Source organism: Herbiconiux sp. 320_LB (assembly GCF_059691755.1).
Genome location: NZ_JCAWAD010000002.1, coordinates 22,224 through 48,671 on the forward strand (window position 1 = coordinate 22,224; position 26,448 = coordinate 48,671).

24 protein-coding genes are annotated in these 26,448 nt (G+C 71.6%); 15 read left to right on the forward strand and 9 right to left on the reverse strand.

What is annotated here, in order from left to right:
• The first annotated feature begins 8 nt into the window (after positions 1-8).
• The 4 genes from AC59HU_RS04200 (at position 9) to AC59HU_RS04215 (ending at position 4,287) form a co-directional block, all read left to right on the forward strand.
• Positions 9-902, forward strand: a complete 894-nt coding sequence (locus AC59HU_RS04200) for a helix-turn-helix domain-containing protein (RefSeq protein WP_497222098.1) — start codon at positions 9-11, stop codon at positions 900-902.
• A 189-nt stretch (positions 903-1,091) separates the two neighbouring features.
• Positions 1,092-2,012 carry a carbohydrate ABC transporter permease gene (locus tag AC59HU_RS04205; protein WP_497222099.1) on the forward strand — a complete coding sequence of 307 codons (921 nt, stop codon included), beginning with the start codon at positions 1,092-1,094 and terminating at the stop codon, positions 2,010-2,012.
• Positions 2,009-2,890, forward strand: a complete 882-nt coding sequence (locus AC59HU_RS04210; protein ID WP_497222100.1) for a carbohydrate ABC transporter permease — start codon at positions 2,009-2,011, stop codon at positions 2,888-2,890. The genes AC59HU_RS04205 and AC59HU_RS04210 overlap by 4 nt, the downstream gene beginning before the upstream one ends.
• 59 nt (positions 2,891-2,949) lie before the next feature.
• The gene (locus AC59HU_RS04215) at positions 2,950-4,287 is read left to right on the forward strand and encodes an ABC transporter substrate-binding protein (RefSeq protein WP_497222101.1); all 1,338 of its coding nucleotides are present in this window, start codon (positions 2,950-2,952) and stop codon (positions 4,285-4,287) included.
• Positions 4,288-4,374: 87 nt separating this feature from the next.
• Here the strand turns inward: AC59HU_RS04215 and AC59HU_RS04220 are convergent, their stop codons facing one another.
• Positions 4,375-6,756 carry a beta-galactosidase gene (locus tag AC59HU_RS04220; RefSeq protein WP_497222102.1) on the reverse strand — a complete coding sequence of 794 codons (2,382 nt, stop codon included), beginning with the start codon at positions 6,754-6,756 and terminating at the stop codon, positions 4,375-4,377.
• 232 nt (positions 6,757-6,988) lie between these two features.
• On the opposite strand from AC59HU_RS04220, the gene AC59HU_RS04225 reads away from it, so the two are divergent.
• A complete protein-coding gene (locus AC59HU_RS04225) occupies positions 6,989-9,199 on the forward strand; it encodes a family 43 glycosylhydrolase (protein WP_497222103.1) in 2,211 nt (736 codons plus the stop codon).
• Positions 9,178-10,107, forward strand: a complete 930-nt coding sequence (locus tag AC59HU_RS04230; protein ID WP_497222104.1) for an aldose epimerase family protein — start codon at positions 9,178-9,180, stop codon at positions 10,105-10,107. The genes AC59HU_RS04225 and AC59HU_RS04230 overlap by 22 nt, the downstream gene beginning before the upstream one ends.
• Here the strand turns inward: AC59HU_RS04230 and AC59HU_RS04235 are convergent.
• The 3 genes from AC59HU_RS04235 to AC59HU_RS04245 form a co-directional block, all read right to left on the reverse strand.
• Positions 10,104-10,226: a hypothetical protein gene (locus tag AC59HU_RS04235; protein WP_497222105.1), complete on the reverse strand. Its 123-nt coding sequence runs from the start codon at positions 10,224-10,226 to the stop codon at positions 10,104-10,106. The two genes, AC59HU_RS04230 and AC59HU_RS04235, sit on opposite strands and share 4 nt — an antisense overlap.
• Positions 10,227-10,496: 270 nt before the next feature.
• Positions 10,497-11,708, reverse strand: a complete 1,212-nt coding sequence (locus AC59HU_RS04240; RefSeq protein WP_497222106.1) for a hypothetical protein — start codon at positions 11,706-11,708, stop codon at positions 10,497-10,499.
• 189 nt (positions 11,709-11,897) lie between these two features.
• A complete protein-coding gene (locus AC59HU_RS04245; protein ID WP_497222107.1) occupies positions 11,898-14,294 on the reverse strand; it encodes a S8 family serine peptidase in 2,397 nt (798 codons plus the stop codon).
• A 188-nt stretch (positions 14,295-14,482) separates the two neighbouring features.
• On the opposite strand from AC59HU_RS04245, the gene AC59HU_RS04250 reads away from it, so the two are divergent.
• The gene (locus AC59HU_RS04250; protein ID WP_497222108.1) at positions 14,483-15,268 is read left to right on the forward strand and encodes an enhanced serine sensitivity protein SseB C-terminal domain-containing protein; all 786 of its coding nucleotides are present in this window, start codon (positions 14,483-14,485) and stop codon (positions 15,266-15,268) included.
• 45 nt (positions 15,269-15,313) lie between these two features.
• Here AC59HU_RS04250 and AC59HU_RS04255 read toward each other — a convergent pair whose 3' ends face one another.
• The gene (locus AC59HU_RS04255; RefSeq protein WP_497222109.1) at positions 15,314-16,459 is read right to left on the reverse strand and encodes a GrpB family protein; all 1,146 of its coding nucleotides are present in this window, start codon (positions 16,457-16,459) and stop codon (positions 15,314-15,316) included.
• 53 nt (positions 16,460-16,512) lie between these two features.
• On the opposite strand from AC59HU_RS04255, the gene AC59HU_RS04260 reads away from it, so the two are divergent.
• On the forward strand, positions 16,513-17,517 hold the full coding sequence (locus tag AC59HU_RS04260) for an aldo/keto reductase family protein (RefSeq protein WP_497222110.1): 1,005 nt from the start codon (positions 16,513-16,515) through the stop codon (positions 17,515-17,517).
• 108 nt (positions 17,518-17,625) lie between these two features.
• Here AC59HU_RS04260 and AC59HU_RS04265 read toward each other — a convergent pair whose 3' ends face one another.
• Positions 17,626-18,624: an NADP-dependent oxidoreductase gene (locus AC59HU_RS04265; protein WP_497222111.1), complete on the reverse strand. Its 999-nt coding sequence runs from the start codon at positions 18,622-18,624 to the stop codon at positions 17,626-17,628.
• A gap of 128 nt (positions 18,625-18,752) precedes the next feature.
• Here AC59HU_RS04265 and AC59HU_RS04270 point away from each other — a divergent pair, with 128 nt between their 5' ends.
• Positions 18,753-19,271 (forward strand): MarR family winged helix-turn-helix transcriptional regulator, encoded by a 519-nt coding sequence (locus tag AC59HU_RS04270; protein ID WP_497222112.1) that lies wholly within the window; start codon positions 18,753-18,755, stop codon positions 19,269-19,271.
• A gap of 322 nt (positions 19,272-19,593) precedes the next feature.
• Here the strand turns inward: AC59HU_RS04270 and AC59HU_RS04275 are convergent, their stop codons facing one another.
• Positions 19,594-20,247: a DUF998 domain-containing protein gene (locus AC59HU_RS04275; RefSeq protein WP_497222113.1), complete on the reverse strand. Its 654-nt coding sequence runs from the start codon at positions 20,245-20,247 to the stop codon at positions 19,594-19,596.
• A 73-nt stretch (positions 20,248-20,320) separates the two neighbouring features.
• Here AC59HU_RS04275 and AC59HU_RS04280 point away from each other — a divergent pair, with 73 nt between their 5' ends.
• The 4 genes from AC59HU_RS04280 to AC59HU_RS04295 all read left to right on the forward strand — a co-directional run bounded on the left by AC59HU_RS04280 (position 20,321) and on the right by AC59HU_RS04295 (position 23,253).
• Positions 20,321-21,037, forward strand: coding sequence for a TetR/AcrR family transcriptional regulator (locus AC59HU_RS04280; protein WP_497222114.1), 717 nt, complete (start codon positions 20,321-20,323; stop codon positions 21,035-21,037).
• 119 nt (positions 21,038-21,156) lie between these two features.
• Positions 21,157-22,086, forward strand: coding sequence for an alpha/beta hydrolase fold domain-containing protein (locus tag AC59HU_RS04285; RefSeq protein WP_497222115.1), 930 nt, complete (start codon positions 21,157-21,159; stop codon positions 22,084-22,086).
• Complete coding sequence (locus tag AC59HU_RS04290) at positions 22,083-22,451, forward strand: VOC family protein (protein ID WP_497222116.1); 369 nt, start codon at positions 22,083-22,085, stop codon at positions 22,449-22,451. The genes AC59HU_RS04285 and AC59HU_RS04290 overlap by 4 nt, the downstream gene beginning before the upstream one ends.
• Positions 22,444-23,253: a hypothetical protein gene (locus AC59HU_RS04295; protein ID WP_497222117.1), complete on the forward strand. Its 810-nt coding sequence runs from the start codon at positions 22,444-22,446 to the stop codon at positions 23,251-23,253. Before AC59HU_RS04290 ends, AC59HU_RS04295 begins: the two co-directional genes overlap by 8 nt.
• A 78-nt stretch (positions 23,254-23,331) precedes the next feature.
• Here the strand turns inward: AC59HU_RS04295 and AC59HU_RS04300 are convergent, their stop codons facing one another.
• The gene (locus AC59HU_RS04300) at positions 23,332-23,544 is read right to left on the reverse strand and encodes a hypothetical protein (RefSeq protein WP_497222118.1); all 213 of its coding nucleotides are present in this window, start codon (positions 23,542-23,544) and stop codon (positions 23,332-23,334) included.
• Positions 23,545-23,633: 89 nt separating this feature from the next.
• Here AC59HU_RS04300 and AC59HU_RS04305 point away from each other — a divergent pair, with 89 nt between their 5' ends.
• Together AC59HU_RS04305 and AC59HU_RS04310 are read left to right on the forward strand one after the other, a co-directional pair.
• Positions 23,634-24,047, forward strand: a complete 414-nt coding sequence (locus AC59HU_RS04305) for an arsenate reductase ArsC (RefSeq protein WP_497222119.1) — start codon at positions 23,634-23,636, stop codon at positions 24,045-24,047.
• 207 nt (positions 24,048-24,254) lie between these two features.
• Positions 24,255-24,941 (forward strand): DUF998 domain-containing protein, encoded by a 687-nt coding sequence (locus AC59HU_RS04310; protein WP_497222120.1) that lies wholly within the window; start codon positions 24,255-24,257, stop codon positions 24,939-24,941.
• Positions 24,942-25,076: 135 nt separating this feature from the next.
• On the opposite strand, the gene AC59HU_RS04315 is transcribed toward AC59HU_RS04310, so the two are convergent.
• Positions 25,077-26,309 carry a zinc-binding alcohol dehydrogenase family protein gene (locus AC59HU_RS04315; protein WP_497222121.1) on the reverse strand — a complete coding sequence of 411 codons (1,233 nt, stop codon included), beginning with the start codon at positions 26,307-26,309 and terminating at the stop codon, positions 25,077-25,079.
• Between the last annotated feature and the right edge of the window lie 139 nt (positions 26,310-26,448).

The window sequence follows — 26,448 nt, forward strand, 5'->3', positions numbered from 1 at the left end:
CTGGCATGGTGCTGATTCGCGACGGCTTCCCCGGACAACGACTGCGGGTCCTCCCGCGGCCCCGAGTCGCCGAGGCGCTCTCGTCACCGATCACCGAGCGGTTGCTGGTCACCGACGCCGGGCACTTCCCCCACGCCGCCGCGCACGGGCGCGTCCGGCCCCGGGGCGCCGACGAGGTGGTCGTGATCCTGTGCACCGGCGGCATCGGCTACGTCGAGGTGCGCGGCGACGAGCACACGATGGCGCCGGGCGAGGTGGCCGTCATCCCGAGCGGCGAGCCGCACCGCTACCGGGCCGATCCGCTCGACCCATGGACGATCTGGTGGATGCATGTCACCGGCGCCGACGCCGACGAGCTCGCGCGGGCGATCACCCAGCCCTTCGGCGAGTTCTCCGCCGTGATCCAGGCGCACGACCCCTATGCGGCCCGGGCCGCCCTCGAGCACACCCTGGTCTCGCTGGAACGCGACGAGACCGTCGCCAGCCTGATGGCGGCCTCCGGCGCCGCGTGGGGGCTGCTGGCCCAGCTGGCGGCCGACCGGGCCCGCGGCACGACCGAGGCCGGCGACCCCATCCTCGCCGCGCAAGACTATCTGCGCGAACACCTCGAGGCGTCGACCAGCGTCGCCGAGCTGGCCAAGATCGCGGGGCTCAGCATCTCGCACTTCTCGGCCCGGTTCCGGCTCGCCTCGGGGATGGGCGTGGTGGAGTACCACAAGCGTCTCCGGAGCGCCCGGGCGAGGGAGCTGCTGATCACGACGGAGGCGTCGGTGGCCGACATCGCCCGCACCGTCGGCTACGACGACCCCTTCTACTTCTCGCGCCAGTTCCGCGCGATCAACGGCACCAGTCCCACCGATTACCGGTTGTCGTTCCACGATCGTTCCGAGCCGGGCGATTGAGGTGATCCGTCCAGGCTATTCCGGGGATCGGGCTGGGGGCTGTCGCCAATACCGCACGCCGGCCTGACCCCGGGTCGGTGATTTGTCCAGGCGGATCATCCGTTCTGTCTATCGTGACGCGCCGTCGCGCATCCGTAGTATCGCTCGTTGTAGCCCTCGGGCTATCCGACCCAAGGGAGTGTTCATCTCATGGCTGCCATTGTCGCCAGCGGATCACAGCACCCGGTGCGTCCGCGCCGGAAGGGCCCGCTGATCTCCAGCGGGTGGGGCTTCGTGATCCCGTTCCTGGTGTTCTTCGTCGTCGCGATCCTCGCTCCGGTCGTCTACGCCATCTACCTCAGCCTGTTCCGCGACCAGCTCGTGGGAGGGTCGAGCTTCGTCGGCCTCGCCAACTACGGCCAGGCGCTCACCGACCCCGATTTCTGGGGCGGGGTGCTGCGGGTCATCGCCTTCATGATCATCCAGGTGCCGATCATGCTGATCTTCTCGCTGGTCGCAGCTCTCGCGATCGACAGCGGCCGGCTGCGCGCACCCGGGTTCTACCGCATCCTCCTCTTCCTCCCCTACGCGGTGCCCGGCGTCGTCGCGGTGCTGATCTGGGGCTTCATCTACGGCCCGCGGTTCGGGCTGGTCGGCTCGATCAACACCTTCCTCGGCGCGCAGATCTTCACGCCGCTGACGCCGGACTGGGTGCTCAGCTCGATCGCGAACATCGCGGTCTGGGAGTTCGCGGGCTACAACATGGTGATCTTCTACGCGGCGCTGCGGACGGTGCCCACCGAGCTCTACGAGGCGGCCTCGCTCGACGGCGCCGGGGCGTTCCGCACCATCCTGTCGATCAAGCTTCCCGCCCTCCGCGGGGCCCTGGTGATCACGACGATCTTCTCGATCATCGGCAGCTTCCAGCTGTTCAACGAACCGAACCTGCTGAAACCGATCGCCCCGAATGCCATCACCAGCACCTTCACCCCCAACCTCTACGCCTACAACCTCGCGTTCACCGGCCAGCAGTACAACTACTCGGCGACGATCGCGATCGTGATGGGGCTGATCACCGCGGTGATCGCCTACGTGGTGCAGCTGCGGGGAACCCGAAAGGAACTCCGATGACCGCCGCCCCCATCGAGCGCCGGCGCTCCCGGCTCGCTCCCCGCTCGTCGATCAGCCTCACCATCGTCATGGTGGTGCTGGTGCTCTACACGCTGGTGCCGCTGGCCTACCTGGTGATCAACGCCACGAAGTCGCAGGACGACTTCTTCACCTCGTTCGGGCTCTCGTTCGGCTCGAGCTTCAACCTCTTCCAGAACATCGGCGACGTCTTCACCTACAACGGCGGCATCTACTCCCGCTGGTTCCTCAACACGATCCTCTATGTGGTCGTCTCGGCCGGCGGTGCGACGATCCTGTCGGCCCTCGCCGGCTACGGCATCGCCAAATTCCGCTTCCGGGGCCGCAACGCGGTGTTCGCGGTGGTGCTCGGCGCCGTCGCCATCCCGGGGACCGCCCTGGCCCTGCCGACCTTCCTTCTCTTCAGCTCGGTCGGTCTGGTGAACACGCCCTGGGCGATCATCATCCCGTCGCTGGTCAGCCCGTTCGGGCTGTACCTGATGTGGACCTACGCGACCGACGCCGTCCCGAGCGAGATCCTCGAGGCCGCGCGGATCGACGGGGCGGGCGAGTTCCGCACCTTCTTCACCGTCTCGCTGCGCCTGCTCGCGCCGGGACTCGTGACCGTGCTGCTGTTCTCGATCGTGACGACCTGGAACAACTACTTCCTGCCCCTGATCATGCTGAGCGACCCGCAGTGGTACCCGCTGACCCTGGGCCTGGCCCAGTGGAACGCGCAGTCGACGGGCACGAACGCCGACCCGATCCAGAACCTGATCATCACGGGATCGCTGATCGCGATCATCCCGCTGGTGGCCGTGTTCCTCCTGCTCCAGCGCTACTGGCAGTCCGGCCTCGCCGCCGGAAGCGTCAAGTCGTAGCCCCTTCCGCTCTCCCGACCCGAACCCGCAACCACACCAGACACAAGGAAGTGATACCTGTGAAACGCAGCACCAAGATCGCAGCGGTCGCACTGACCACCGCACTCATCGGCGCCGGCCTCGCGGCCTGCTCGCCCGGAGGTGCTGGCACGGGCGCCGCCGCCGGCTCGGCCGCCGACATCGACTCCGCACTCGAGAAGGGCGGCGAGATCACCTACTGGGCCTGGGCCCCCGCCTCCGAGGCGAAGGCGAAGGCCTTCGAGGCCAAGTACCCGAACGTGACGGTCAACTACGTCAACGCCGGCAGCGGCGTCGACGAGTACACCAAGATCACGAACGCGATCAAGGCCGGCACCGGGGCTCCGGACGTCGCTCAGATCGAGTACACGGCGATGCCGCAGTTCTACCTGGCCGACAACCTGGTCGACCTCTCGGGCTACGGCTTCGGCGACCTGAAGGACGACTACATCCCGGGTTCGTGGAGCGCCGTCGCGAGCGGGGACAAGGTCTACGGGCTCCCCGAGGACTCGGGCCCCATGGCCATGTTCTACAACAAGCGCGTCTTCGACCAGTACGGCATCAGCGTGCCGACGACCTGGGACGAGTTCGCCACGGCCGCCGCCACCCTGCACGCGGCCGACCCGAACCAGTACCTCACCTCCGACGGCGGCGACGGCTACTTCACCAGCAGCATGATCTGGCAGGCCGGCGGCCACCCCTACCAGGTCGACGGCACGAACGTGACGATCGACCTGCAGGACGAGGGCACCCTCAAGTGGACCAAGGTCTGGAACGACCTGGTCGAGAAGAAGCTGCTCTCCCCCACGCCCTCGTACACCGACGACTGGTACAAGCAGCTCGGCAACGGGCAGATCGCGGCGCTGATCAGCGGCGCCTGGATGCCGAGCCTGCTCGAGTCGGCCGCCCCGGAGGGTTCGGGCGACTGGCAGGCCGCACCGATGCCGACCTATGACGGCACCGCCGCCTCGGCGAACTTCGGCGGCAGCGCCCAGGGCGTCATCAAGCAGTCGAAGAACCCGGCCCTCGCCGCAGCCTTCGTGAAGTGGATGAACGACACCCCCGAGGGCGTCACGATCCTCCAGGACTCCGGCAGCTTCCCGTCGACCGTCGCCGCGCTGAGCGCCCCCGAGTTCGCCGATGCGACCTCGGACTACTTCGGCGGCCAGAAGGTCAACAAGGTGCTCCTGGATGCGGCGGCCACGGTTCCGGACGGCTGGCAGTACCTGCCCTTCCAGACCTACGCGCAGACCATCTTCGCCGACTCGGTCGGTCAGGCCTACGCGAGCGGCTCCGACCTGAATCCGGGCCTGCAGCAGTGGCAGAAGTCGCTGGTCGACTACGGCAACGAGCAGGGGTTCACCGTCACCGGCAAGTAGGGGCGGCACCGTCGAAGGGCCCGGCTCCGTGGAGCCGGGCCCTTCGTCGTGCGGTTCGTGGTGGGCGTCGTCGGATGCGCGGTGCGCTCAGCCGGTCACGCGGACGAGGCGGCTGCGGTGCACCCGGGCCCCGTGCACGGCCAGTCGCTCGCGGTCGGCGCGGGGCCGCACCTGGGCGTCGAGATGCACGGCGCTCTCCGGGCTCCACGGGAGCAGCGCGAGCTCGAGCTCGCCGGTCAGCCCGGTCACGTCCAGCTCCCAGGTGCGGCCGGTCCAGAACTGGTCGGACACGAGCATCCCGTCATGGAAGGCCCGCCCCACGTCGCCGACCCAGTCGAGCTCCAGCACCACCCGATCGCCCGGCTGCGCGCCGGCGGCCGGGCGGGGAAGGCGGATGCGATAGCGGGCGGCGAGGTCGAAGTCGCCGTCGAGCGGGGCCGAGAGCCGGTCGGCGCTGCCGCCGTGGCGGATGGGGGCGGTGCCGCGGGCGGCGCGCTCCTCGACGATCTCGACCGCGGTGCCGCCGGCTCCGTCGGTCGCGTCGGACACCGGATCGAGCAGGTAGGTCGTGAAGAGCCCGTCGGCGGAGCCCGTCGACCGCACCCCGGCGCCGACCCGGGGCAGTGCCGGCAGCGTCGAGAACTGCACCCGGTCATCGCCGGCGCGCACGGTCAGCCCGTCGTAGAAGGCGACGTCGGCCGAGCTGAGCACGAGGTACTCCTCCCCGTCGATCCGCCCCTGCCAGAGGATCTCGGCCGTGTCCGCGTCCACGACCAGGAGCCGGGCACCGCCGAGATCGACGACGTCGTCGACGGAGGGGGCCACGATCCGGCGCTCGGTCCCCCCGGCGATGGTCTCGTGGAGGATCTCCACCGGCAGCCCCGCGGTCGGGAACAGCACCACGGTCGGCACGCCGTCGAGCTCGACCTCGGTCACCAGCTGGGCCGTCGCCGAGAAGCGGCTCCCGTCGGGCAGGGCCCGCCGCACCGGCCAGACGAAGGAGGCGCCGGACGGCACCGACACCGGTTCCGTGGGCAGCACGACCTCGTGATCGCCCATCGTCAGTTCGAGCTGCAGCACCGCCCCGGGCAACGGGGCGACGGCGGGCTGGTAGGTCGACACGAACGCGAACCCCTGCTCGCCGTCGGCGCGGAAGGCCACCCGCAGCTCGCCGTCGGCGAAGGTCGGAGCCAGGGGGGCGAGCTCGCGCGCGGTCGTCTGCAGGAACAGGTGCTGCAGTCGCAGCAGATCCGCGTGCCGGCGGCGCTGACCGAACGAGCCGAACGGCGCCGCGAAGTCGTAGTCGCGCACGGGCAGGTCGTTGGGGTAGCCGGTGGCCTGGGACTCCTGGGTCGTCGACCGCTCGCCGAGAACCTGCACTCCCCCGTGGTACATGTAGTAGCCCTGGAAGACCGAGCCTCCGGCGATCTTGGCCAGTGCGACGGCGGCGACGTCGTCGGGTTCGACGAGCGGCCTGCGGTGGTACGCGGCCGGCATGCCGCCGCCGAGCTCGCAGGTGGCGTAGGGCACGAGCCCGGCATCCGCCGTCTTGCTGCCGTCGGTACCGGCGCCGTCGATGTCGGTGCCGTCGATGTCGACGCCGGCGGTGACTGAGCCGGCGGCACCGGAACCGGCGGCGCGCACGTCGGCGCCCACGCCCAGGTCGTCGCGCTCGGCGGTGAAGCGGAAGTGCATCGCGTAGTTCGCCGGCCAGCCGGCGTCGGCGTCCTCCCAGAAGCCGTCGACGTAGCCGGCGTAGACGGGGAGGAACTCGTCCGCGGGCAGCTCGGCTCCGCCCCAGCCCGTCGCCGTCCACAGCGGGGCGCTCATGCCGGCGTCCTCCGCCATCCGGCGCAGGGTGGTCAGGTGCCCGGGCTGGTCGTAGAGCTCGTTCTCCACCTGGATGGCCACGATCGGGGCGGCCGGATCGCGGTCGCTGCGGAACAGCCCGTGGAGTTCGTCGGCGATCGCGCCGATCCACGGTCGCACCAGGTCGAGGTAGCCGGGGTCGTCGGTGCGGTGCATGACGTCGGCCTGCTGCACCCAGTCCGGGAAGCCGCCGTTGCGGGCCTCGGCGTGCACCCAGGGTCCGATCCGCAGCACGACCTCGAGACCGACGTCCCTGGCCTCCTCGACGAAGCGCCGGAGGTCGAGCGCGCCCTGCCAGCTCACCTCGCCGGGCAGCTCCTGGTGCAGGATCCAGATCACGTAGGTGGAGACCAGGGTGATGCCGTTGCTGCGGAGCGCGGCGAGATCGTCGTGCCAGCGGTCCGGATCGGTGCGGGCGAAGTGGTACTCGCCGGCCACGGGGAACCAGGGGCGGCCACCTCGTTCGAGATGGCTCTCGCGCACGCGGATCGCGTCGCCGGGGGCGTCGTCGCCCATCCGGAGGGAGGAGATCCGGGAGCGGGCAGGGGTGTCGGAGAGCCGGAGGCGCTGCGGTGCGCCGGGCGTGCTGAAGTGGTCCACCACACAATCGTGGCCCTCGCGGGCGGCCACCGGAATGTCGTGCAGCCCGAAGCCCCTGGACGAATCGACGCCCGGACCCGCCTGGCCCACCCGCCCGGGCCGACCTGCGAGGCCATCAGCGGATCGTCCAGGCGTTCCGCCGGATCCGCTATGGAGGCACCCGCCCTCGGCCCGAGACCCTGGAGTACCCCCGTTCGGGGACCGGCTACGACGAGGTAGAGGAGAAGCGACGATGACCGCACGAACACCCTGGAGGACGAGCCGACTCGCCTCCACTCTCACGGCGCTGGCCGTCACCGGCGCGCTGCTGGTCGCGATGCCGGCCCTGTCCGCATCCGCCGCACCGGCTGAGGCAGCGACACCCGCACCGGCGGACGCAGCGGCACCGGCATCGGCACCCGCAGAGGCCGCGGCACCGGCGGCCGACGACGCCGGGGGCCTCGGCGCCCTGGTCGACGACTACCTCACCCGGGTTCCCGGCGACTATACCCCCGCATCCTGGGCCCCGTTCGCCGCTGCCGTGAGCAGCGCCCAGAGCGTGCGCGGCGACACCGGCGCCACCGGGCAGCAGATCGTCGCGGCGAAGAACGCGCTGCTCGAGGCGGCGGGCGCCCTCGAGACACTCTCGGCGGGCAGCTTCGAGTCGATCACCAACGACAGCTTCTGGACCGACACCGACGGAAACCCCATCTCGTCGCAGGGCGGCGGCATCTTCCGCTTCGGCGACACCTACTACTGGTACGGCGTGCACTACCAGGAGGCCGATCCGTACCGGCAGAGCCCGTCGCAGCTCTACAAGAACGCGACCTTCAGCTCGATCCCGGTCTACTCCTCCAAGGACCTCGTGAACTGGACCTTCGAGAACGACGTCGCCACCCGCGACACGGCCCTGTCCATCCCGGAATCGGCCGGCACCTACTTCTCGCGCCTGAAGACCCTCGGCGACGCCGCCTGGGTGGGCCGGCTCGGCGTCTCGTACAACGAGAACACCGGCAAGTTCGTGATCGTCTCCCAGATGAACGACAGCGACCCGAACGCCGCCAACGTCTACAGCGTGCTGTTCCTGCAGGCCGACACCCCGACCGGCGACTTCGCCTACGCCAACCTGCAGACCCAGATCGCCGGGTCGCCCACCCGGGGCACCGGCGATCAGACCGTGTTCACCGACGACGACGGCTCCGACTACCTGGTCTTCTCGAACTCGCGCGGCCGCGCCGGCGGCTACGTCAGCCGCATCGCACCCTCGGACTCGCTCTCGATCGAGCCGGCCACCCGCATCAGCAGCAACCCCGCCGGCCGCGAGGGCAACGCGATGTTCCGGCTCGGCGACACCTACTACATGGCCGCGTCGGACCTGCACGGCTGGAACACCTCGGTGAACTACGTCGTCGAATCGACCGGTAGCGACATCCAGGGCTCCTACGGAGCCGAGTACGTGCTGCCCGGCACCGAGAAGGACTACAGCCACGTCACCCAGACCGGCTTCTTCGTCACCGTGCACGGCACGAAGCAGGACACCGTGCTCTACGCCGGCGACCGCTGGGCCGAGTTCGCCTGGAACGGCACGGGCTACAACCAGTGGCTGCCGATCACGGCCTCCGCCGACGGAGACCTGCAGTTCCACTCCCTGAGCAACTGGGAGCTGAACGCGGTGACCGGCGAATGGCGCCCTGGGCCTCAGAACAACGCCGTGCTCAACCCCGACTTCGCCGCCGACCGGGTGACCACGAGCACGATCACCGGTTGGACGACCGTTCCGGATGCCGGCAACCAGGCCGCGACCTTCGTGAGCAACGTCTCGCCCGGTGCCGACCAGTCGCGCTTCGCCCTGCGCCTGGGCGCGGCCGGCGCGTTCTCCGGCTCGGTGCAGCAGCAGAACGAGGTCGCGGCAGGCACCTACCGCTTCGCGGCGAAGGTCACCTCGACCGCCGGGCTCGACCACGCCCGGGTGGTGATCACCGGCGCGGCCGGCGAGCACTACAGCCTCGACCTGCCCGCGGCCACCACCGGGTGGACCGACGTCTCGCTCGGCGACATCGCCCTCTCCGCCGGCACCGCCACGATCTCGATCGAGGCGGGAAGCACGGCAGCCGGCCAGTCCCTGACGATCGACTCCCTCTCCCTCGTCGCGCAGCCCGCGCCGACCGACCCGCCGGCGCCCGCCTGGAACCCGGACACCGTGTACGACCAGGCCACCGCCGTCTCCTACGACGGGTCGGAGTGGCTCTCGGCCTGGTGGACGCAGGGCCAGACGCCCGGAGACCCGAACGGGCCGTGGCAGCAGGTCGAGGAGGCCGACGGGCTGACGGTCTGGACCCCGTCGCGGATCTTCGTCGCCGGCGACGTGGTCGTCCACGACGGCACGGAGTACACCGCCGCCTGGTGGACGCGCAACCAGCAGCCGGGTGATCCGAACGGGCCGTGGCAGGTCGTGACCGGATGACGGGAGCCGCTCTCGAACGGCTGAGCGCGCGGCACGCCGGGAGACGCATCGACGCGGTCGTCTCCCGGCGGGCCGCGGCCCTCCGGCTGCTCAGGGTCGACGACGTCGACCTCGTGGAGCCGACTGCGTCGACCCACCCGGCCCCCGGCGCGGCCGGCGCCATCCTGGCCCCCTGGCCGAACCGGGTCGAGGGGGCGCGCTGGACCCACGACGGCGTCGAGCGGATGCTGCCGCTCACCGACCCCGCGAACGGCCACTCGAACCACGGGCTGCTGCTCGAGCGGGACTGGGACGTGACGGCTCGGAGCGACGACTCGGTCACGCTGCAGACGGAGCTCAGGCCGGGTGACGAATACCCGTTCCACCTGGAGCTGACCACGCGGTACGTGCTCGACGCGGGAGGGGTGACCGTGACGCACGAGGTACGGAACCGCTCGGCGGGCCCGGCGCCGTTCGCGCTCGGTGCGCATCCGTATCTCTGCGTGGGCGAGAACCCGGTGGAGTCGCTGGTGCTGACGATCGAGGCCGACCGCGCGCTCGTGCTCGACGCGGGCTGGATCCCGCGGGGCGAGCGCCCGGTCGACGGCACCCGCTGGGACCTGCGGAGCGGTCGGGTCGTGGCCGAGATCGATCCGCACTCGGGCTACACGGCGCTCCAGGAGCGGAACGGCCGGGTCGTGCACCGCCTCACGGCTCCGGACGGTTCCGGGGTGCGGATGTGGGCGGATCGGCGGTTCGGCTGGGTGCAGGTGTATCTGGCGACGGACTTCGTCGGCGACCGGGGCGCCCGGCCCGCCCTGGCGATCGAGCCGATGTCGGCACCGCCGAACGCCCTCCGCACCGGGGAGGGCCTCGCCTGGATCGAGCCGGGCGGCCGCTGGACGGCGGAGTGGGGTGTCGGCGTCTAGCGCTGGCCGCGGAACAGCCGCAGCACCACGATCACCGACACCCAGACGATGCCGATGGAGGCCAGGCCGAGCAGCCCCAGGTAGAGCAGCTCGAGGCCGAAGTACGGGTGATCGGTCATGGGGTGTCTCCTCGTCGAGGCGGTGGGTGTTCGGGGGCGGTGGTCGGTGCGGGGCTGTGGTCGGTGCAGGGCTGTCGGCGAGGCCGTTGGGCCGTGGGGCTCCTGATGCACCTGATGGATGCGCCCGATGCTAGTCCGGCTCGCGCCGCGCGGCACGGGGTTGCGCCGGGGATGTGCCGTGCGGAAACGAGGATGAGGCCGCCCGGGCGGACGGCCTCATCGAGGGGGCGGCGCGCGACGGTCGGCCGGCGCGCGCCGCAGGTGATCAGATCAGACCGTGGCGCGACGGCGGATGAGGGCCACGGCGAGACCGCCCAGGACCAGACCGCCGGCCAGCATCCCGAGGGGTGCGGCCTCGACACCCGTGGCCGCCAGACGCGCGCCGCCGGCGCCCGTCGTGGTGGTGCCGGTGCCCGGGTTCACCGGAGCCACCGGGGTGACCGGCGTCGCCGGATCGGCGACGACCGTGAACACGGCGGTCACGGTGCGGCCGCTGCGGTCGCCCGAGACGGTGAGCGAGTAGTCGCCGACGAGGATGTCGCCTGACAGGGTCAGGGGGCCGGCGAAGCTGCCGTCCTCGTCGTCGGCGAACAGGCCGCTCGCGTCGAGTTCGACCGCCTGGCCGTCGGGGCCGGTGAGCGCGAAGGTCAGGCCCTCGTTGGGGCTGAAGCCGGTCGCGGAGACGGTGACGCCCTCCTCGGGGTTCGTGACATCGGACAGCGTCAGCGAGGAGGGGTCGATCGTGAGCGTGACCGGGATGAGCGCGACGGGAGCCTCGGCGAAGTAGAACAGAACCGAGAGGGGTCCGAAACCGGGAACCGGCTCGCCGTTCAGCGTCTGGGTGAAGGTGGCTCCGACTCCGCCGGTGGCCTCCGTGCCCGCACCGGGCTCGAGGCGGCTGAAGTCGGTGTCGATCGAGAACGTGCCGTCAGCGCCGACGATGCCCCGGCCCGCCTCAGCGGTGGTCAGGCTGCGGGCGCCGTAGGTGATGACGATCTCGGCCCCGGGCTCACCGGTGCCGGTGAAGGTCGGGGTGGTCGAGTCGACCGTCTCGGTGACTCCGGGGTAGGTGACCTCGAACGGGTTCGCCGGGTTCGGGGCGACCTGAAGGGAGAAGGTCAGGGGACGCGACTGCAGGACGGTGCCGTCGGCAGCGACCTCCTGCACGGTGCTCACGACCTGTGTCTGGCCGACGCCGAGGAGGTCGAAGTTCGCGGTCGCGGTCCAGCTGCCGTCGGCGTTGCGCAGGTTGCCGCCGTAGATGGCGGTGTGCTGCGTGCCGGCGCCGGTGAGGTACTGCACGTCGACGTGGTTGCCGTCGGAGAGTCCGACGCCCGCGAACTGCGCGGTGTTCGGCAGGTACTCGGGGACGTTGAGCTGCCCCTGCGACGGCGTGGTCACGTCGAAACCCGCGTCGGCGCTGGCGGCGGTAGTGGTGATCAGGACGGGGGCGACGACGATGACGGCGGCGGTGCCGATCATCGCAAGGCGGGACGCGACAGAGCGTCTCGCGGAGGGCAGGAGTTTCACAGAGGTTCCTTCACCGGTGTAGGGATGGGCGTGCGTGCGCGAACGCGCGCTCTCACCGTATGCGGAGAAACCTCCCACCCCAATGGGGTTCCACGGGGGCCGCACAGGTGTAGATTCCGCGACCCCCGATCCGGAACCCCGTCAGTCGCGCCCGTCCGCCGCGCCCGTCGCGACTCGTCGGCGGCGCAGGAGGAGGCCGCCCAGGAGGGTGGCCGCTGCCAGCGCCCCGAGCACGAGCTCGCCGGCGAACGGCGCCCCCGTGTCGGCCAGGCGCGTCGAGTTGCCCGCCGGAACCACGGGCGTCGGGGCGGCGGGCAGCGCCGCGAGCACGGCGTAGGCGTCGATCATGCCGGCGCCCTGCCAGTTCTCGGTGCTGCGACCGTAGTCCCAGGCCTGGGCCGGGACCGGCGTGGCCGTGCGCACGAACGCCGAGCGGACCTCGTCGCCCGAGCTCTGCGGCGAGCGCTGCAGAGCGACGGCCGCGACACCGGCCGCGTTGGGGGCCGCGGCGGAGGTGCCTCCGAAGTAGTAGGCCCCGGTGGTCGTCTCCTGGTTGAAGAACGTCGTCTGCGGGTTGTCGACCGAGGTGATGTCGGGCTTGGGGTGCGGACGGGGATCGACGAGGGGCTCGGCGCGGACGCCGTCGGCACGCACGGGACCGAAACGGTACTGCACCGGACCGATTCCCGAGTACGGTTCCATCACTGTGGGCGCGAGCGCCGATGTGGCAGCCACGGTGAAGACCGACGGGTCAGACGGGTGACCGAAGATCGTCGCCCCGATGCTCACGCCAGTGGGCGCAGTCGGCCGATCGAGCTCGAGCACTCCGTCGTCGTCGAACTGGTAGATCATCGTGAAGCGCGGAGTCTCCGTCTGAGACGGACCCCCGTCGGAGAGCACCCGGGCGAGCACGATCCGCGCTGCACCCTGCACGGGCTGATCGAACGTGAGCACCGCATCCATGGCCGGCAAGGACGCGTCGACCTCTTCGAGCGAGGAGATGACCTTCCACGTTCCTGGACCGGTCGGCTGGCCATCCGGCCCCACCGGCGCAGGCACCTCGGCCAGGACGAATGGCAGGTACCTGGTCTGCACACCGTCGACCGGTTCGGCCCACTGCACCGAAACGGGGAAGGACCCCTTATCGACGAAGATCGACAGGCCGAGTTCGGCGCGACTCGCCCCCGAGGTGCTCCCGCCTCCGAAGTCGTTGCAGTCGACGGCGAAACCCGCCTGCGCATTCTGAAGCCAGGTGGTGACGGCAGCTGGGCAGGTCGTGGGCGAGTAGGCATCCGCCTCCCAGGAGCCGATGGGCCGATTCTCCCAGGCGCCGGCGCGGCCGATGCTGGTCTCGTTCTGAGCCGCCGAGAAGTACAGCACTCCCTGCGCCCGGAGCGCCTCGATCTTCTGCGCGACCACGCCCTGCTGGAACCACGGCTCGGAACCCAGCACGTCGTCGTCGACGATCACGCGGGCGCCGTTGTCGGCGAGCAGCTGGATGCGGTCGGCGTACTCGGCCTCGGTGTAGCCGGCCGCCGCGAAGAGCAGTTGGGCGCCCGGCGCGATGCCGTGCACGGTCTGAGCCATCGCCCGGCCTTCGTCGTCGGCGGGGGTGTCGTCGGCCAGCACCGTCACGGGGGTGGTGTAGCCGCAGGGGTTGCCGGGGCCCGGAAGGGATCCGAGGGCGATGTCCTGGGCTTCATCGGTGACCGCGCTGTTCTGCGGACCGAGTGCGTTGAACGAGTTCGAGAGGATGCCGACGGTCACGCCGGTGCCGTCGACCCCGAAGGCGGCGCGCGCGATGTCGGCGCGGAGCGGGGCAGCCGAGTTGACCGGGATGGTGCGGCAGGTTGCGGGTGCGGCGGCTGTCGTGGCGGCACTGCCGACGGCGGGCGCAGACGCGGTGGCGGCGAGTGCGGCGGACTCGGCGGAGGCGGACTCGGCGGAGGCGGAGTGACGCGGCCGGGTGACCGCGGCGACCGAGACGACGCCGTCGAGCGCGGCGGCGGCGTCGAAGGATGCGGTCGGCAGGTACGCGACCACGGTCGGGATGCTGGTGGTCACCGAGCGGATCGAGCCGAGCGCCTGCAGCGTGGGCACCGCGGCCTGCTGCGCGGCGGCCGAGGAGAACCGCACCGACACGGCGACGCGGCCCTGGTCGTCGGTCGGCACCGAGCCCGGGCCCGAGGCGGTGAAGCCCGCCGCTTGTTCGGCAGCCTCGGTCGACGTGGCTCCGGAAGCCTCGGCGAGCGCGAGGAGCGACGGGGCGATGACGCCGCCCCGGCCCAGCAGATCGGCGATCCCGGCGCTGTCGGTGCCGTTCGAGGCGTCGACGGCGGCGGAGAGAGCGGTGGCTTCCGTGTCTCCAGGGGCGCCCGGGGCGTCGGGGCCGACGGCGGCGGCGGCCGCAGCGGCAGCAGCCGGTGCATCACTCACGACGACGGCTCCGGCCGGCGCCACCGCCCCGATCGGAAGCGCGATGGCCCCGACGATCGCCCCGGCTACGAGAGCCAGCCGGCCCATGGTCGTTCTCGGCATCTGTGCGTTCCCCCCGCATCCGGACGACCGCCGGCGTGAACGCTGCAGCGGGTCGTCGAGTCCTGATTCCCCCCAAGCGTATAGTCCGAGCGAACACTCCGTCCGCCCACAAACACCCCCAGAACGCGTCACGCGCCCACTCCACCCGCCGCCCCCGCTGTGCCCCGCCGCCCGGATACGCTCGGAGGATGACCGACCCCCAGCAGCCGGCACCCACCCCGCCCTCGCCGTCCGCGTCCGCGCATCTCGAGAGCCTGCTCGTCGCGGCCGCGAACGATCCGGCAGCGGCACCGGCCTTCCTCGACGCCCTCCTCGACGCCACCGTGCTGGTGCCGGGCACCGCGACCGACGACGGTCGGGCGAATCTGGCGAACCTGCTCGGGCAGGACGGCGCATCCGTGCTGCCCTTCTACACGTCCGAAGACCGGCTGCGCGAGACGCTCACGGCGGTGCCGACGTTCGAGCGAGCCTTCCTCGGGATGCCGTGCCGCGTCTTCTGGGACATGACCCGCGGCGCCACCCTCGTGCTCAACCCGCACTCCCCCTACGGCAAGACCTTCCTGCCCGGGGAGATCGGGCAGCTGCTCGACGGTGCCGCGACACTGACTCCCCGGGTCGTGACGGAGTCGACGCGGATCCTGGTCGGCCGGCCCGCGCACGTCCCCCCGGGGATGCTCGACGCGCTCTCGGACCTCTTCGGGCGGCATCCCGAGGTCGACGAGGCCGTGCTGGGCTGGAAGGTCACCCCCGAGGCCGACGGGTCGGCCGAGGGGAAGCCGGACGCGAGCTACTACCTCGTCGTCGTCGGCGACGTGGGCGCCCGGGACGCCCTGAACCCGGAGCTCGCCCGGGCCCTGGTGACCTATTCGATGAGCGCCCCCGTCGACGTGCAGTTCGTCGAGGCCCGCGCCGGGCACGCGCTGAAGGACATCCCGCCGTTCTATCGGCGGAAGCGCGGGTGGTTCAGGCGCTGATCCTCGCGGCTCCCGCACGACACGAGAGCTGGGCCCGCTCGGGCTCTAGCCCCGCTCGGCTCGCGCGCGGGCGAGGATGCCCGTGACCACCGCCGTCTTGGCGTCGGCGTACTCGTTCATGTCGGCCCAGTCGCGCGCGATGAGCGATCGCTTGGTCGACTCGTAGAGGGCGCGATCCTCCGCATCCGACCGCAGCCGGTCGCGGAAGAGGAGGTAGTCCTCCACCGCCGCGTCGCCCGCGGGCCGGACGTGGAGGTGCACGTCCCGCTCGGGCGTGCGGAGCATCCGATGACCGGGCTCGCGCACCCGCAGCTCGTAGCCGGCGGCGATCAGCGCATCCAGATAGCCGCCCTCGGCGGCTGTGTCGTCGACCGTGACGAGCAGGTCGATGATGGGCTTCGCGGCGAGCCCGGGCACCGAGGTCGAGCCGATGTGCTCGACGAGGCGGGCGGTGTCGCCGACGGCACGGCGGATGCGGCGACGATGCTCGTCGGCGGCGGTCGCCCAGGCCGGGTCGTACTCCTCGAGCACGAGCTCGCGCTTCTCGCGGCCGCCGACGAGCTGCAGCTCGCCGATGCGCGCGCTGAGCGAGGCCTGCGGTCGCTCGCCGGTCGTGCGGCGCACCTGCGACTCGACGACCTCGAACCCGGCGCGGGTGAGCCGCTCGGCGAGCTCGTCGACCGGCCACCGGTAGGCGGGGAGCACGGCGTGCGGGAACTCCTCGAGCACCGGCCACTCGAAGAAGCCGACGAGCAGATGGCCGCCGGGCCCGAGCGCGCGGCCGAACTCGCGCAGGGCCGCGTCGATCGTGTCGGGGTGATGGTGGATGAGCGAGTACCAGGCGAGCACCCCGTCGAGCGAGCCGGCGGCGACCGGGAGCGCCTCGAGGGGGCCGAGGTCGAAGCGCAGGCCGGGGTACTCGGCGCGGGCGCGGTCGACGAACTCGGGCACGCGGTCGATGCCGCGGGCGTCGAGCCCTCGTGAGGCGAGGAAGGAGGTCCACTGGCCCGGGCCGCTGCCGGCGTCCACGACTGCGGGGCGGCGGGAGCCCGCGGCGGTGGTCGCCGCGATCGCGTCGGCCCAGCCGCCGACGATCGCCCGGTCGTGCGGATGCACCGCATCCATCGACCCGAATCGGGCCGTGTACTCGGCCGCGCGCGCGGAATAGGCCAAGGTCACGTCATCGCTCATCCGGTCGAGTCTAGACACGGTGCGCTCGCATGATCGGGGAGTAGTTTCGCAGTATGAAGTTTCGACACCTCGGCAACAGCGGACTCAAGATCTCCGAGATCATCTACGGCAACTGGCTCACCCACGGCTCCCAGGTCGAGAACGACATCGCCACGCAGTGCGTGCGCGCGGCGCTCGACGCGGGCATCTCGACCTTCGACACGGCCGACGCCTACGCGAACACCGTCGCCGAGCAGGTGCTGGGCGACGCGCTGAAGGGCGAGCGGCGCGAGTCGCTCGAGATCTTCACGAAGGTCTACTGGCCCACCGGGCCCAAAGGCCACAACGACACCGGACTCTCGCGCAAGCACATCCTCGAGTCGATCGACGGATCGCTCGGCCGGCTCGGCACCGACTACGTCGACCTGTACCAGGCCCACCGCTACGACTACGAGACGCCGCTCGAGGAGACGATGCAGGCCTTCGCCGATGTCGTGCGCCAGGGCAAGGCGCTGTACATCGGCGTCAGCGAGTGGAACGCCGAGCAGCTGCGGGCCGGGCACGATCTCGCCCGCTCGCTCGGGTTCCAGCTGGTGTCGAACCAGCCGCAGTACTCGATGCTCTGGCGTGTGATCGAGGAGCAGGTCGTGCCCACCTCGAAGGAGCTCGGCATCTCGCAGATCGTCTGGTCGCCGGTGGCGCAGGGCGTGCTGACCGGCAAGTACAAGCCGGGCCAGCCGCTGCCCGAGGGCTCGCGGGCCACCGACGAGAAGGGCGGGGCCGACACGGTCAAGGCGTTCCTGACCGACGACATCCTGCAGCGGGTGCAGCAGTTCGAGCCGATCGCGTCGTCGCTCGACCTGACGCTCGCGCAGCTCGCCGTGGCCTGGGTGCTCTCGAACGAGAACGTCGCCGGCGCCATCATCGGCGCCTCGCGGCCCGAGCAGGTCGCGTCGAACGCGCAGGCCTCGGGCGTGACGCTCGACGCCGACGTGCTCGCGCGGATCGACGAGATCATCGGCTCGGTCGCCGAGCGCGACCCCGCGAAGACGGTCTCGCCGGCGCAGCGCGTGGTCTGAGGCGGCCGGTCGCGTCCGCTCCCGTCCGTTCGGAATGAGAGAAGGGGGGTGCGAGTGCACTGTGCACTCGACACCCCCCTTTTTCATTCCGTTCGGAAGCGCCTCCCCCTAGAGGGCCGGCAGCACGATCACCTTCCCGCGCAGAGTGCCGGCCGCCGAGCGCTCGTGCACGGCCCGGAGCCCCTCGAGCGAGACCCGCTCGGCCACCTCGACCCGCAGCACCCCGTTGTCGACAAGCGACACCAGGTGCGCGAGCTGGGCAGCGTCGCTGCGCACGAAGACGACGGTGCTGCGGATGTCGCGCGAGGCGTCGTCCGGTGCCGCCATCCACGCCGTCGTGCTCACCACGACACCGCCGTCGCGCACGTGGCCGACGAGGGCCTCGAACTCGGCCGGGTCGATCGGCGCGAGGTTGAGAAGCACGTCGACCGGCTCGGTCAGGGCGTCGCCGAGCGCCGTCGTCGTGTGGTCGATGACCTGGTCGGCTCCCGCCGCGGCGACGGCCGCGCGGCTGCGCGGGCTCGCCGTGGCGATCACCACGGCGCCGGCGTCGTGGGCGAGCTGCACCGCGTGGAGTCCGACGGTGCCACCGGCCCCGACGATCAGCACGCGCTGGCCGGCCCGGAGCCCCCCGTCGTCGAAGAGCGCCTGCCAGGCGGTCAGCGCGACCGAGGGCAGCGCCGCCGCGTCTTCGAGCGGGATGCTCGTGGGTGCGGCGACGAGCACGTCGACCGGGGCGATGACGTACTCGGCGGCACCGCCGTCGCCCGTCATCGGGAGGAAGCCGATCACCGCGTCGCCGACCGCGAGGGGCGATTCGGCACCGTCGCCGACGGGCGCGCCGACCGGGCCGCCGACCGACGGGCCGACCGGGCCGCCGACCGAGGGGCCGACGAGGTCGACCGTGCCCGAGACGTCGTAGCCGGGGGTGTGCGGGAGGGAGATCGGGATGGGCAGGGTGCCCGCCCGCATCCCGTTGTCGGCCGGGTTGAACGCCGAGGCCGCGACGCGCAGTCGCACCTCGCCCGCTCCGGGGACGGGTAGTTCGACCTCTTCGACCGTGAGGACCTCGGGTGCGCCGACTTCGTGGAACCGTACTGCCTTCATGGCGTTCGCCTTCTTCTGAGCTGGTGGTGCCGGTTCGGGTCGCCCCTTCGACGATCCGAATGCTTCGATGTCGAAGCAATAATGAGACCATATCAGTGCTTCGATGTCGAAGCAAGTAGGATGGGGAAATGCCAGACGACACGACACCGCCCTCCCTCGACCCGGCCCAGCTCAGCGCGTACTTCTCGCTGATCGAGGTGAGCAGCCTGATCCGGCACGCCGTCGAGGGGCAATTGCGCGAGGCCGGCGGGCTGAGCTACGTGCAGTTCCAGTTGCTGGCGACCCTCGGCGACTCCCCCGCGGGCAGTCGGCGGATGACCGACCTCGCCGACGGGGTCGTCTACAGCCGCAGCGGGCTCACCCACCAGGCCGGTCTGCTCGAGACCGCCGGACTCGTGACCCGCGCCCCCTCGGTCGACGACGAGCGCAGCGTCACCGTGACGATCACCGAGGCCGGGCGGGCCGTGCTGGCCAGGGTCTTCCCGGGGCACATCGAACTGCTGCAGCAGATGTTCTTCGCGCCGCTGGGAGCGGCCGACGTGGATGCGCTGGGCGAGTCGCTGGGGCGGGTGCGCGACCACCTGCGGGCGACCCCGCCCCGGTCGGCGGCCCCCCGTCGCCGGCCGCCCAAGCCCGTCGACCGCTGACCGGCGGGGCTGGCGGGCGCGCCCTCGCCTGCGCCGGCGCGTGGGCGCAAGGCAGGCATCCCCGCCGCCGCATCCGACGCACCGCCGGGGACGACCGGGCGAGCGGGTGAATTGACGGGTGAAGGGGGCGGCGCCCGAGCCGATCCCCGCCGGCGGTCTGCCTACGATGACTGTCGGCCGCCGTTCTGATCCCCATCCTGACGGCGGCCGACCCGATGCTCGGCAACGGGGCGGCCTCGGGCGGTCACCGCTCGGGGCCGCGCATCCCTCCCGACGATCGCCCTCCTAGCGGCGCTCGTAGAGCGGATGCGGCACCGCCCGGTTAGCGGCGCTCGTAGAGCGGATGCGGCACCGCCCGGTAGGCCGAGATGCAGGTGGCCGCGAGCCACCCCCAGCCCACCAGCACGGCGAGCCACAGCAGCGCGACGCCCGCCGGCCCGGCCGAGAGCGCGCCTCCGGCGACGAACGCCACGAGGGTCACGATCCCGGCGACGAGCGACCACGGCGCACCCGCCGAACCCCGTCGGCGGAACCACGCGGAGGCCATGATGGCGGCGACCGACAGGGCCACGAAGCCGAGGCCGCCGAAGGCGAGATGCAGGATGCCGGCCACGGTGCCCGCCCCGCTCCCCGGCCGGTCGGGCGCGGCGAAGGCGCTGAGCACGAGCCCCAGGCCGTAGACGCCGACGAGCACCGCGGCGACGGTCGACCAGCCGGGCGTGCGCGCCAACCCGATCGCCGCGACGATCGTCATCAGGCCGGCCAGCACGAGGTTGAGCCCCTGCAGCCACCCGGCATCACCGAGCAAAAGGATGCTCAGCGCATCCCGGGAGAGATCGAAATCCGGTCGGGCGGCGGCGAGGATGCCCCCGAACACCAGGTAGAACGGCCCGGCGACCACTCCCCAGCCGAGCATCGACCGGGTCACCGCCGCGCCGCGGTCGAGCCCGCTCGCCGCCTCGACACGTTCCGTCACGACGGTCTCCTTCCGATTCGGAGCACCCTGAGGGTCGGCAGAGTTTCTGCACTGGTGAGTGCATAATGTCAGGATGAACGCGTCCAGGGCAAGGGCTTCCGCGCCGGTAGATCGACTCCCGAAGCGCGTCGACCCCCGGCCCGCGCGGTCTCGCGACCTCGTGCTCGACGCGGCGCTCGAGCACTTCCTGGCCGGCGGCTTCCTCGCGTCGACCGTGGACGGGATCGCGACCGAGGCCGGGGTGGCCAAGCGCACGGTCTACAACCTCTTCGCGTCGAAGGAGGAGCTGTTCCGCGCGGTGGTGCGGCGCGCGACCGAGACCTCGGAGCGGTTCGTCGCGGAGCACGTCGGAGCGGTGGTCGGCGAGAGGGCCCTCCGGGACGAGATCGTGGCCTTCGCCCTGGCCCACGCCCGAACCGTCGTCGCCCCGCGGGTGATCGCGACGCGGCGCTTGCTGATCGGGGAGGCCGGTCGCTTCCCCGAGCTGGCGGCCGAGTACTTCGAGCGCGTTCCCGCGGCGGTCATGGAGGCGATCGCCGGTCGGCTCGAGCGCTACGGCGACCTGGGGCTGCTCCGTGTGCCGGATGCACGGACGGCGGCCGAGCATTTCGCCTACCTCGTTCTCGGGTCGACCCTCGACCGGGCCCTGTTCGATCCGGCCGGGCCCGACCCGCGGCTGATCGACCGGGCGGCGGTCTCGGGTGCCGAGGCGTTCCTGCGGGCGTACTCGGTGGCGTCCGAGTCCGGGCCGGGGTCCCACTCCGGCGCCCGCCGCGTCGCCGCCCGCTGACTGCACCCGCTGACGCCACCCGCTGACTGCACCCGGCAGGGCATGTCAGGGCGGCGCATCCGCTCGTAGCCTTCTCGTGAGGCCGCGCCCCGCGGCATCCCGAACCGAAGGAGGGCCCGGTGGCCGCTGAGCCGACGAAGACCCCTGACGTGCAGTACGGCCTGGCCGGCGAGGTGCCGCTGCTGCTCGACGTGTACGACTGCTCGGGCACCGCCGCCGATGACGCGGAGCGTGCGGCGATCATCCTCATCCACGGCGGCGGGTGGTTCCGCGGCGACAAGAGCAAGGAGCTCTCCCTCGCGTCGATGCTCACCTGCGCCGGCTACCTCGTCTTCGCGGTGAACTACCGCGAGGCTCCGGATGCGACGTTCCCGGCCAGCCGGGACGACGTGCTGACCGCCGCGACGTGGGCCCTGGCCTCGGACTGGGCGTTCGACCGCACCAAGCTCGCCTTCTTCGGCGGCTCGGCCGGAGGCAACCTCTCGGTCGAGGCGAGCATCGCCACGGGCCGCCCGGCCGTCAGCTGGTCGGGGATCTTCGACCTGCTCGGCCTGGTCGAGGCGACCGACTCGCTGCCCGCCACCCCGACCGGTCAGGACCTCGACGCGATGAAGAGCGCCGACATCAACCAGACCGGGCGGGACGACGCGTTCCTGCGCTGGACCATCCTCGGCGAGGTCGGCCAGGATCGCTCGCTGCTCGCCCAGGCCTCCACCAGCCGGCACGCCTCGGCGACGGGCGGGCCGGTGTTCCTCGCGAACTCGCTCGCCGAGTTCGTGCCGGTCACCGACGCGGCCGGGATGCAGGCGGCACTCGCGGCGGTCGGGGTGGCGAGCACGCTGCAGCTGATCCCGGGCACCCGTCACGCCGAGGGCTACACGGAGGCGGCGATCGGGCCGACCCTCGCGTTCCTCCGCTCGGTGTTCGAGGCGGACGAGCCGGAAGCGGCGGATGCGGCGGATGCGGATGCGGCGAATTCGTCGACTGAGGCGGGCACGCCGGCCCGAGCCGGCGCGGCCGGCACGGCGAGCACGGCGGTCGCGTCATGAGCGGCGTCTTCGGCGGGGTCGGCAACGTCTTCTACTTCGTCGACGACCTCGAGGCGGCGGTCGAGTGGTACTCGGACCGGCTCGAGCGGGAGCCGGTCCTGCGCGGCGGCGCCCTCGTGGCGTTCGACCTCGACGGCACCCGTCTGACGCTGCACCAGAGCGACGAGTTCAACTCCCCCGGCCCAGCCGGCACGAGCCCGTACTGGACGGTCGCCGACGTCGACGACGTGGTCGCCGACTGGACGGCCCACGGCGCCGTCACCCATCGCGGCCCGAAATCGGTCTTCACCGGAGAGCGGCTCTGCCAGCTCCTCGACCCGTTCGGCAACCTCTTCGCGATCCGCGAGGCCCCGAAGGATGTCTGATCTCGACCCGCGCGACGACGCTCTCGACGACGTGCGCCCGAGCGCGTCGCCGACGGGCCTCCCCGCCTCCGTCGCGGCGGCGCCGACCGGCGCCCCGGGCGACCCGCACCCCGCCACCCCGGCCGACACCGGTGCGGACACCCGCGCCGGCACGCCCGCCCTCCCCACCGCCGACGAGGCGATCGACGCCCTCTCCGACCGGGCTGGGGCCTTCTACAGCGCCCTGATGAACGAGCACTTCGTGCTCGAATCGGCCCGCGGCATCACCGTGAGCGAGTCGAGCAGCCGCGCCTCGCTCTACCTCACGACGCTCTCCAGCGCCCTGGTGGCGTTCGGCTTCCTGGCGCAGACCGCCTACGCGCTGGGGTTCCTGACGGTCGTCATCCCCGTGATCGTGCTGCTCGGCATCTTCACCTACGAGCGCTTGGTCGAGACCTCGCTCGAGGATGTGGCCGCGCTCGACTCGATCCAGCGCATCCGTGCCGTCTATTCCACGACGCTGCCCGGGGCCGCGAAGTACTTCCCCCGCCCGGTCGGGCCGCACGCACCGAACGAGATGCTGCCGATAGGTCGCCGCGCCTCGTGGATCGGTGTCTTCTTCACGACCTCGACGGCGATCGCGGTGGTCAACTCGATCGTGGCCGGGGCGGGGGTGGCGATCGTGCTGATGCAGGTCACCGCGCTCGGGAACACGTCCATCCTGATCGGCCTGGCGACCGCGGTGGTCATGGCGGTGCTGCACGGCATCTACCAGGAGCACCGCTACGCGGCCCTCCGCCGAGCCTTGCACGCCGCCCGCTGACCGAGCCCTAGAGCAGCCCTCTGCCTGTCGTGGCGATCGAGCCTTGGACCGGTACCGACTCGTCGCGCTGGCCGAGGGTCACGGCATGAACCGGACGACGTCGCCGGGCTGGAGGGTGGGGCCCCAGTTGAGGATGTTGCGGCCCTCGAAGTCGCCGGCGTCGTGGTAGATGTGGCGTGCATCCGTGCCGAAGCGCAAGCCGATCTCGTCGCCCCGGTCGCCGTCGGCGATGACCCGCGACCGCCCCGACCCCGCTTCTGCAAGTCCATTCGCATGCCGTTCCTCGACCATAGCCAGAGCGGCATGGGATTCGTCCTCCCATGCACGGCGTTCACCTCTGCCGTCTAGAATCGGGAGACCCCGACGCCAGGAGGAATCGCGTGAGCGACGACCGCACCACCCTCAAGCCCGCCGTGCTGTTCGTGTGTGTGCACAACGCGGGGCGGTCGCAGATGGCGGCCGGGTACCTGCGCGACCTCGCCGGCGACCGGATCGACGTGTTCTCGGCCGGAAGCGAACCCGGTGACGCCGTGAACCCGGCCGCGGTCGCCGTGATGGCCGAGGAGGGGATCGATCTGGCCTGCGCGACCCCGCGCATCCTCACCACCGATGCCGTGCGCCAGGCCGACGTCGTGATCACCATGGGGTGCGGCGACGCGTGCCCGATCTTTCCGGGCAAGCGGTACGAGGACTGGGAGCTCACCGACCCCGCCGGCCAGCCGATCGAGGTGGTGCGCACGGTGCGCGACGACATCAAGCGCCGGGTGCAGGCGCTCGTGGCTGAGCTGGTCTGAGTCGATCACACAGGATGGGCCGGCCGCGCTTGGTTCAGGGGCCGGCTCCGTCGGGCAAGCGCTGGGTCGCGGCGGTGAGGCGGGGCCGATGCGAACTCGGTTGGGAACAGTTCCCAGGGTTACAGGGGCGGCCCGCGCCGCTAGGCTGAGGGCCACGACGAGCAGGTCGGGACGCCGTGGGGGCGGAATGGGGGAAGACTCGTGCCGATGCTGAGCGCGGTGATGGCGAACGGGGCGACCGCGGGGGCGGAGACGAGCGCGGTGGCAGCGGCGAGCGACGCCACCACGAACAGCGCCACCGCCGGCGCGGCCGGCTGGGTCGTGCTCATCGCGATCGGGATCACCCTGCTCGGCCTGATCGTGGTGCACCTCGCGCCGACCGGGCTCGACCCGGTGCGTGACCCGGTCAGCCAGTACCACCTCACCCGCTTCCGCCCGTGGATCGCCGTCTCGACGATCTCGGCCGGTGTCGCGGGGATCGCCGCGATCGTCGAGCTGTCGGCGATGCTCGGCGGGGCGGCGCTCGTCACCGGCATCCTGCTCGGGGTGTTCGCGGCCGCGCGCATCCTCATCCCGTTCCTCAGAATGGATGCGCCGGGCACCGGCCCGACCCCGATCGGCCGCCTCCACAATGTGCTCGCGTTCGCCGCCTTCGGGCCCGTGACCGCCGCGGCCTTCGTCGCGGGTGGGGCGCTGCACGACGGCGGCTTTCCGGGGATCGCGACCTGGTCGAGCGTGTTTGGCGTGGTGGCCGCGGTGGGGTCGGTCGGGATCCTCGTCCTCGGCGTCCAGCGGCGGCGGGGCCCGTTCGGCCTGTTCGAGCGGATCATCTACCTCGGCTTCATCGCCTGGTTCGTACTCATCGGCGTCGCCGGAGTCGCCGGCCTCCACTGACCCCGTGGGCGGTCTGGGAACCCCTCCCTCCCCTCATCGAGAAGTCACGAACACGTCTTCCCGCGCTGGTTTAGACGTCAAGGTGACTTCTCGGCGCGGGCGGGCGGGCGGTCGGGCGCGACAGGGGCGCCGCGGTCAGAGGCGGATGACCAGTTTGCGGGCCGAGACTCCGGCGCGCAGGCGGTCGAGGGCGGGCTGGATCGCCTCGAGGCCCGTGCCCACGACCTCGGCCTCGGGCGCGCAGACGTAGCGGCCCGCCGCGAGCGCGCCCGGCAGGAAGTCGCGCCATAGCATCGGGCCGACCTCGTTGGTCATCAGCGAGCTTCCCCAGACGTACTTCGCGCGGATGCTGTGACGGCGCGCTCTCACCTGCAGCGCCACGTTCGCCGCGACGAGCTTCGCGATGGTGCGCACCGCCGCGAGACTTGGACCACCCCGCCGAGGCATGCCACTGAACGAGACAGACGGGCTGGCCAGCGCGACCCGCTTCGCCCCTGTGGCCGCGGCGATCGCGACCGAGGGCTCGGCGGATCCGGTGCCGATCGCCAGCACCCCCGCCACTTCGTGCCCGGAGAGCCCGGCCACCAGGTCGGCGACCGCCGTCGGACTGCGGTAGTCGACGACCAGGTCGGCGCCGAGCGCCCGCATCCGCTCGTGGTTGCGCGGCGAGGCGGTGGTCACGACGCGGTACCCCGAGGCGACCGCGAGCTGCACGGCGTTGCTGCCCACGCTCGTCGAACCGCCCCAGATCACCACGGTGCCGCCGGTCGTCGGCGGCACGGCACCCGGATGCGGTGACGCGGCGCCGTCGACCGCGGACGCGCCGGTGGTCGTCCCCGATACCTGGGCCGGGAACGAGGCCGATACGGAAGTGGGCACGGAGGCGGCGACGGGGTGCGCGAGACCGAGGTTGTCGGACTGGAAGAGCGCGGTGGCCGCCGTCGAGATGCCGAGCGGGAGCACGGCCGCATCCTCGAACGAGAGCGTGTCCGGAAGGGGCGCCGCCAGATCCTCCCGCACGACCGTGAAGAGCTGGAACCCGCCCTCGGCCCGGTGCCGGGTTCCGCGCTCCATGCCCACGGCGAGCGCCACGACTCGGTCACCGACCGCGAAGCGCGACACCCCGGCGCCGACCGCGACGACCTCGCCCGCGACATCCTCCCCCAGCACCGCCGGAGTGGGCAGCCAGCGGTACATCATCGGCCCGACCCACTGCTTGATCTCGTCGAGCGGATTCACCGCGACGGCCCGGTTGCGCACGAGCAGCTCGCCGCGGCCGGGCTCGTGCAGCTCGATCGGGCCCACGACCAGGTCGGAGCGCTCGGCGGGGAGCAACGCGGCGGAGTTGGTGCGTTCTGACAGCGGCATGCGGGTCTCCTCGACGACTAGGACTACGGCTACGCCACGATCACGATCACGATCACGATCACGATCACGATCACGATGACGGTCGATGACATGGCGTGTCATCACACTAGCACTCGATGTCACGACGTGTCATCGGCTA

Excerpts from the sequence above, each read along its gene's own strand:
- AC59HU_RS04295 (WP_497222117.1), top strand. The coding sequence starts at position 22,444 with ATGTCTGATCTCGACCCGCGCGACGACGCTCTCGACGACGTGCGCCCG.
- AC59HU_RS04265 (WP_497222111.1), bottom strand. The coding sequence starts at position 18,624 with ATGAAGGCAGTACGGTTCCACGAAGTCGGCGCACCCGAGGTCCTCACG.
- AC59HU_RS04250 (WP_497222108.1), top strand. The coding sequence starts at position 14,483 with ATGACCGACCCCCAGCAGCCGGCACCCACCCCGCCCTCGCCGTCCGCG.
- AC59HU_RS04235 (WP_497222105.1), bottom strand. The coding sequence starts at position 10,226 with ATGACCGATCACCCGTACTTCGGCCTCGAGCTGCTCTACCTGGGGCTG.
- AC59HU_RS04225 (WP_497222103.1), top strand. The coding sequence starts at position 6,989 with ATGACCGCACGAACACCCTGGAGGACGAGCCGACTCGCCTCCACTCTC.
- AC59HU_RS04260 (WP_497222110.1), top strand. The coding sequence starts at position 16,513 with ATGAAGTTTCGACACCTCGGCAACAGCGGACTCAAGATCTCCGAGATC.
- AC59HU_RS04290 (WP_497222116.1), top strand. The coding sequence starts at position 22,083 with ATGAGCGGCGTCTTCGGCGGGGTCGGCAACGTCTTCTACTTCGTCGAC.
- AC59HU_RS04270 (WP_497222112.1), top strand. The coding sequence starts at position 18,753 with ATGCCAGACGACACGACACCGCCCTCCCTCGACCCGGCCCAGCTCAGC.
- AC59HU_RS04245 (WP_497222107.1), bottom strand. The coding sequence starts at position 14,294 with ATGCCGAGAACGACCATGGGCCGGCTGGCTCTCGTAGCCGGGGCGATC.
- AC59HU_RS04315 (WP_497222121.1), bottom strand. The coding sequence starts at position 26,309 with ATGCCGCTGTCAGAACGCACCAACTCCGCCGCGTTGCTCCCCGCCGAG.
- AC59HU_RS04240 (WP_497222106.1), bottom strand. The coding sequence starts at position 11,708 with ATGATCGGCACCGCCGCCGTCATCGTCGTCGCCCCCGTCCTGATCACC.
- AC59HU_RS04300 (WP_497222118.1), bottom strand. The coding sequence starts at position 23,544 with ATGGTCGAGGAACGGCATGCGAATGGACTTGCAGAAGCGGGGTCGGGG.
- AC59HU_RS04210 (WP_497222100.1), top strand. The coding sequence starts at position 2,009 with ATGACCGCCGCCCCCATCGAGCGCCGGCGCTCCCGGCTCGCTCCCCGC.
- AC59HU_RS04280 (WP_497222114.1), top strand. The coding sequence starts at position 20,321 with ATGAACGCGTCCAGGGCAAGGGCTTCCGCGCCGGTAGATCGACTCCCG.
- AC59HU_RS04205 (WP_497222099.1), top strand. The coding sequence starts at position 1,092 with ATGGCTGCCATTGTCGCCAGCGGATCACAGCACCCGGTGCGTCCGCGC.
- AC59HU_RS04255 (WP_497222109.1), bottom strand. The coding sequence starts at position 16,459 with ATGAGCGATGACGTGACCTTGGCCTATTCCGCGCGCGCGGCCGAGTAC.
- AC59HU_RS04310 (WP_497222120.1), top strand. The coding sequence starts at position 24,255 with ATGCTGAGCGCGGTGATGGCGAACGGGGCGACCGCGGGGGCGGAGACG.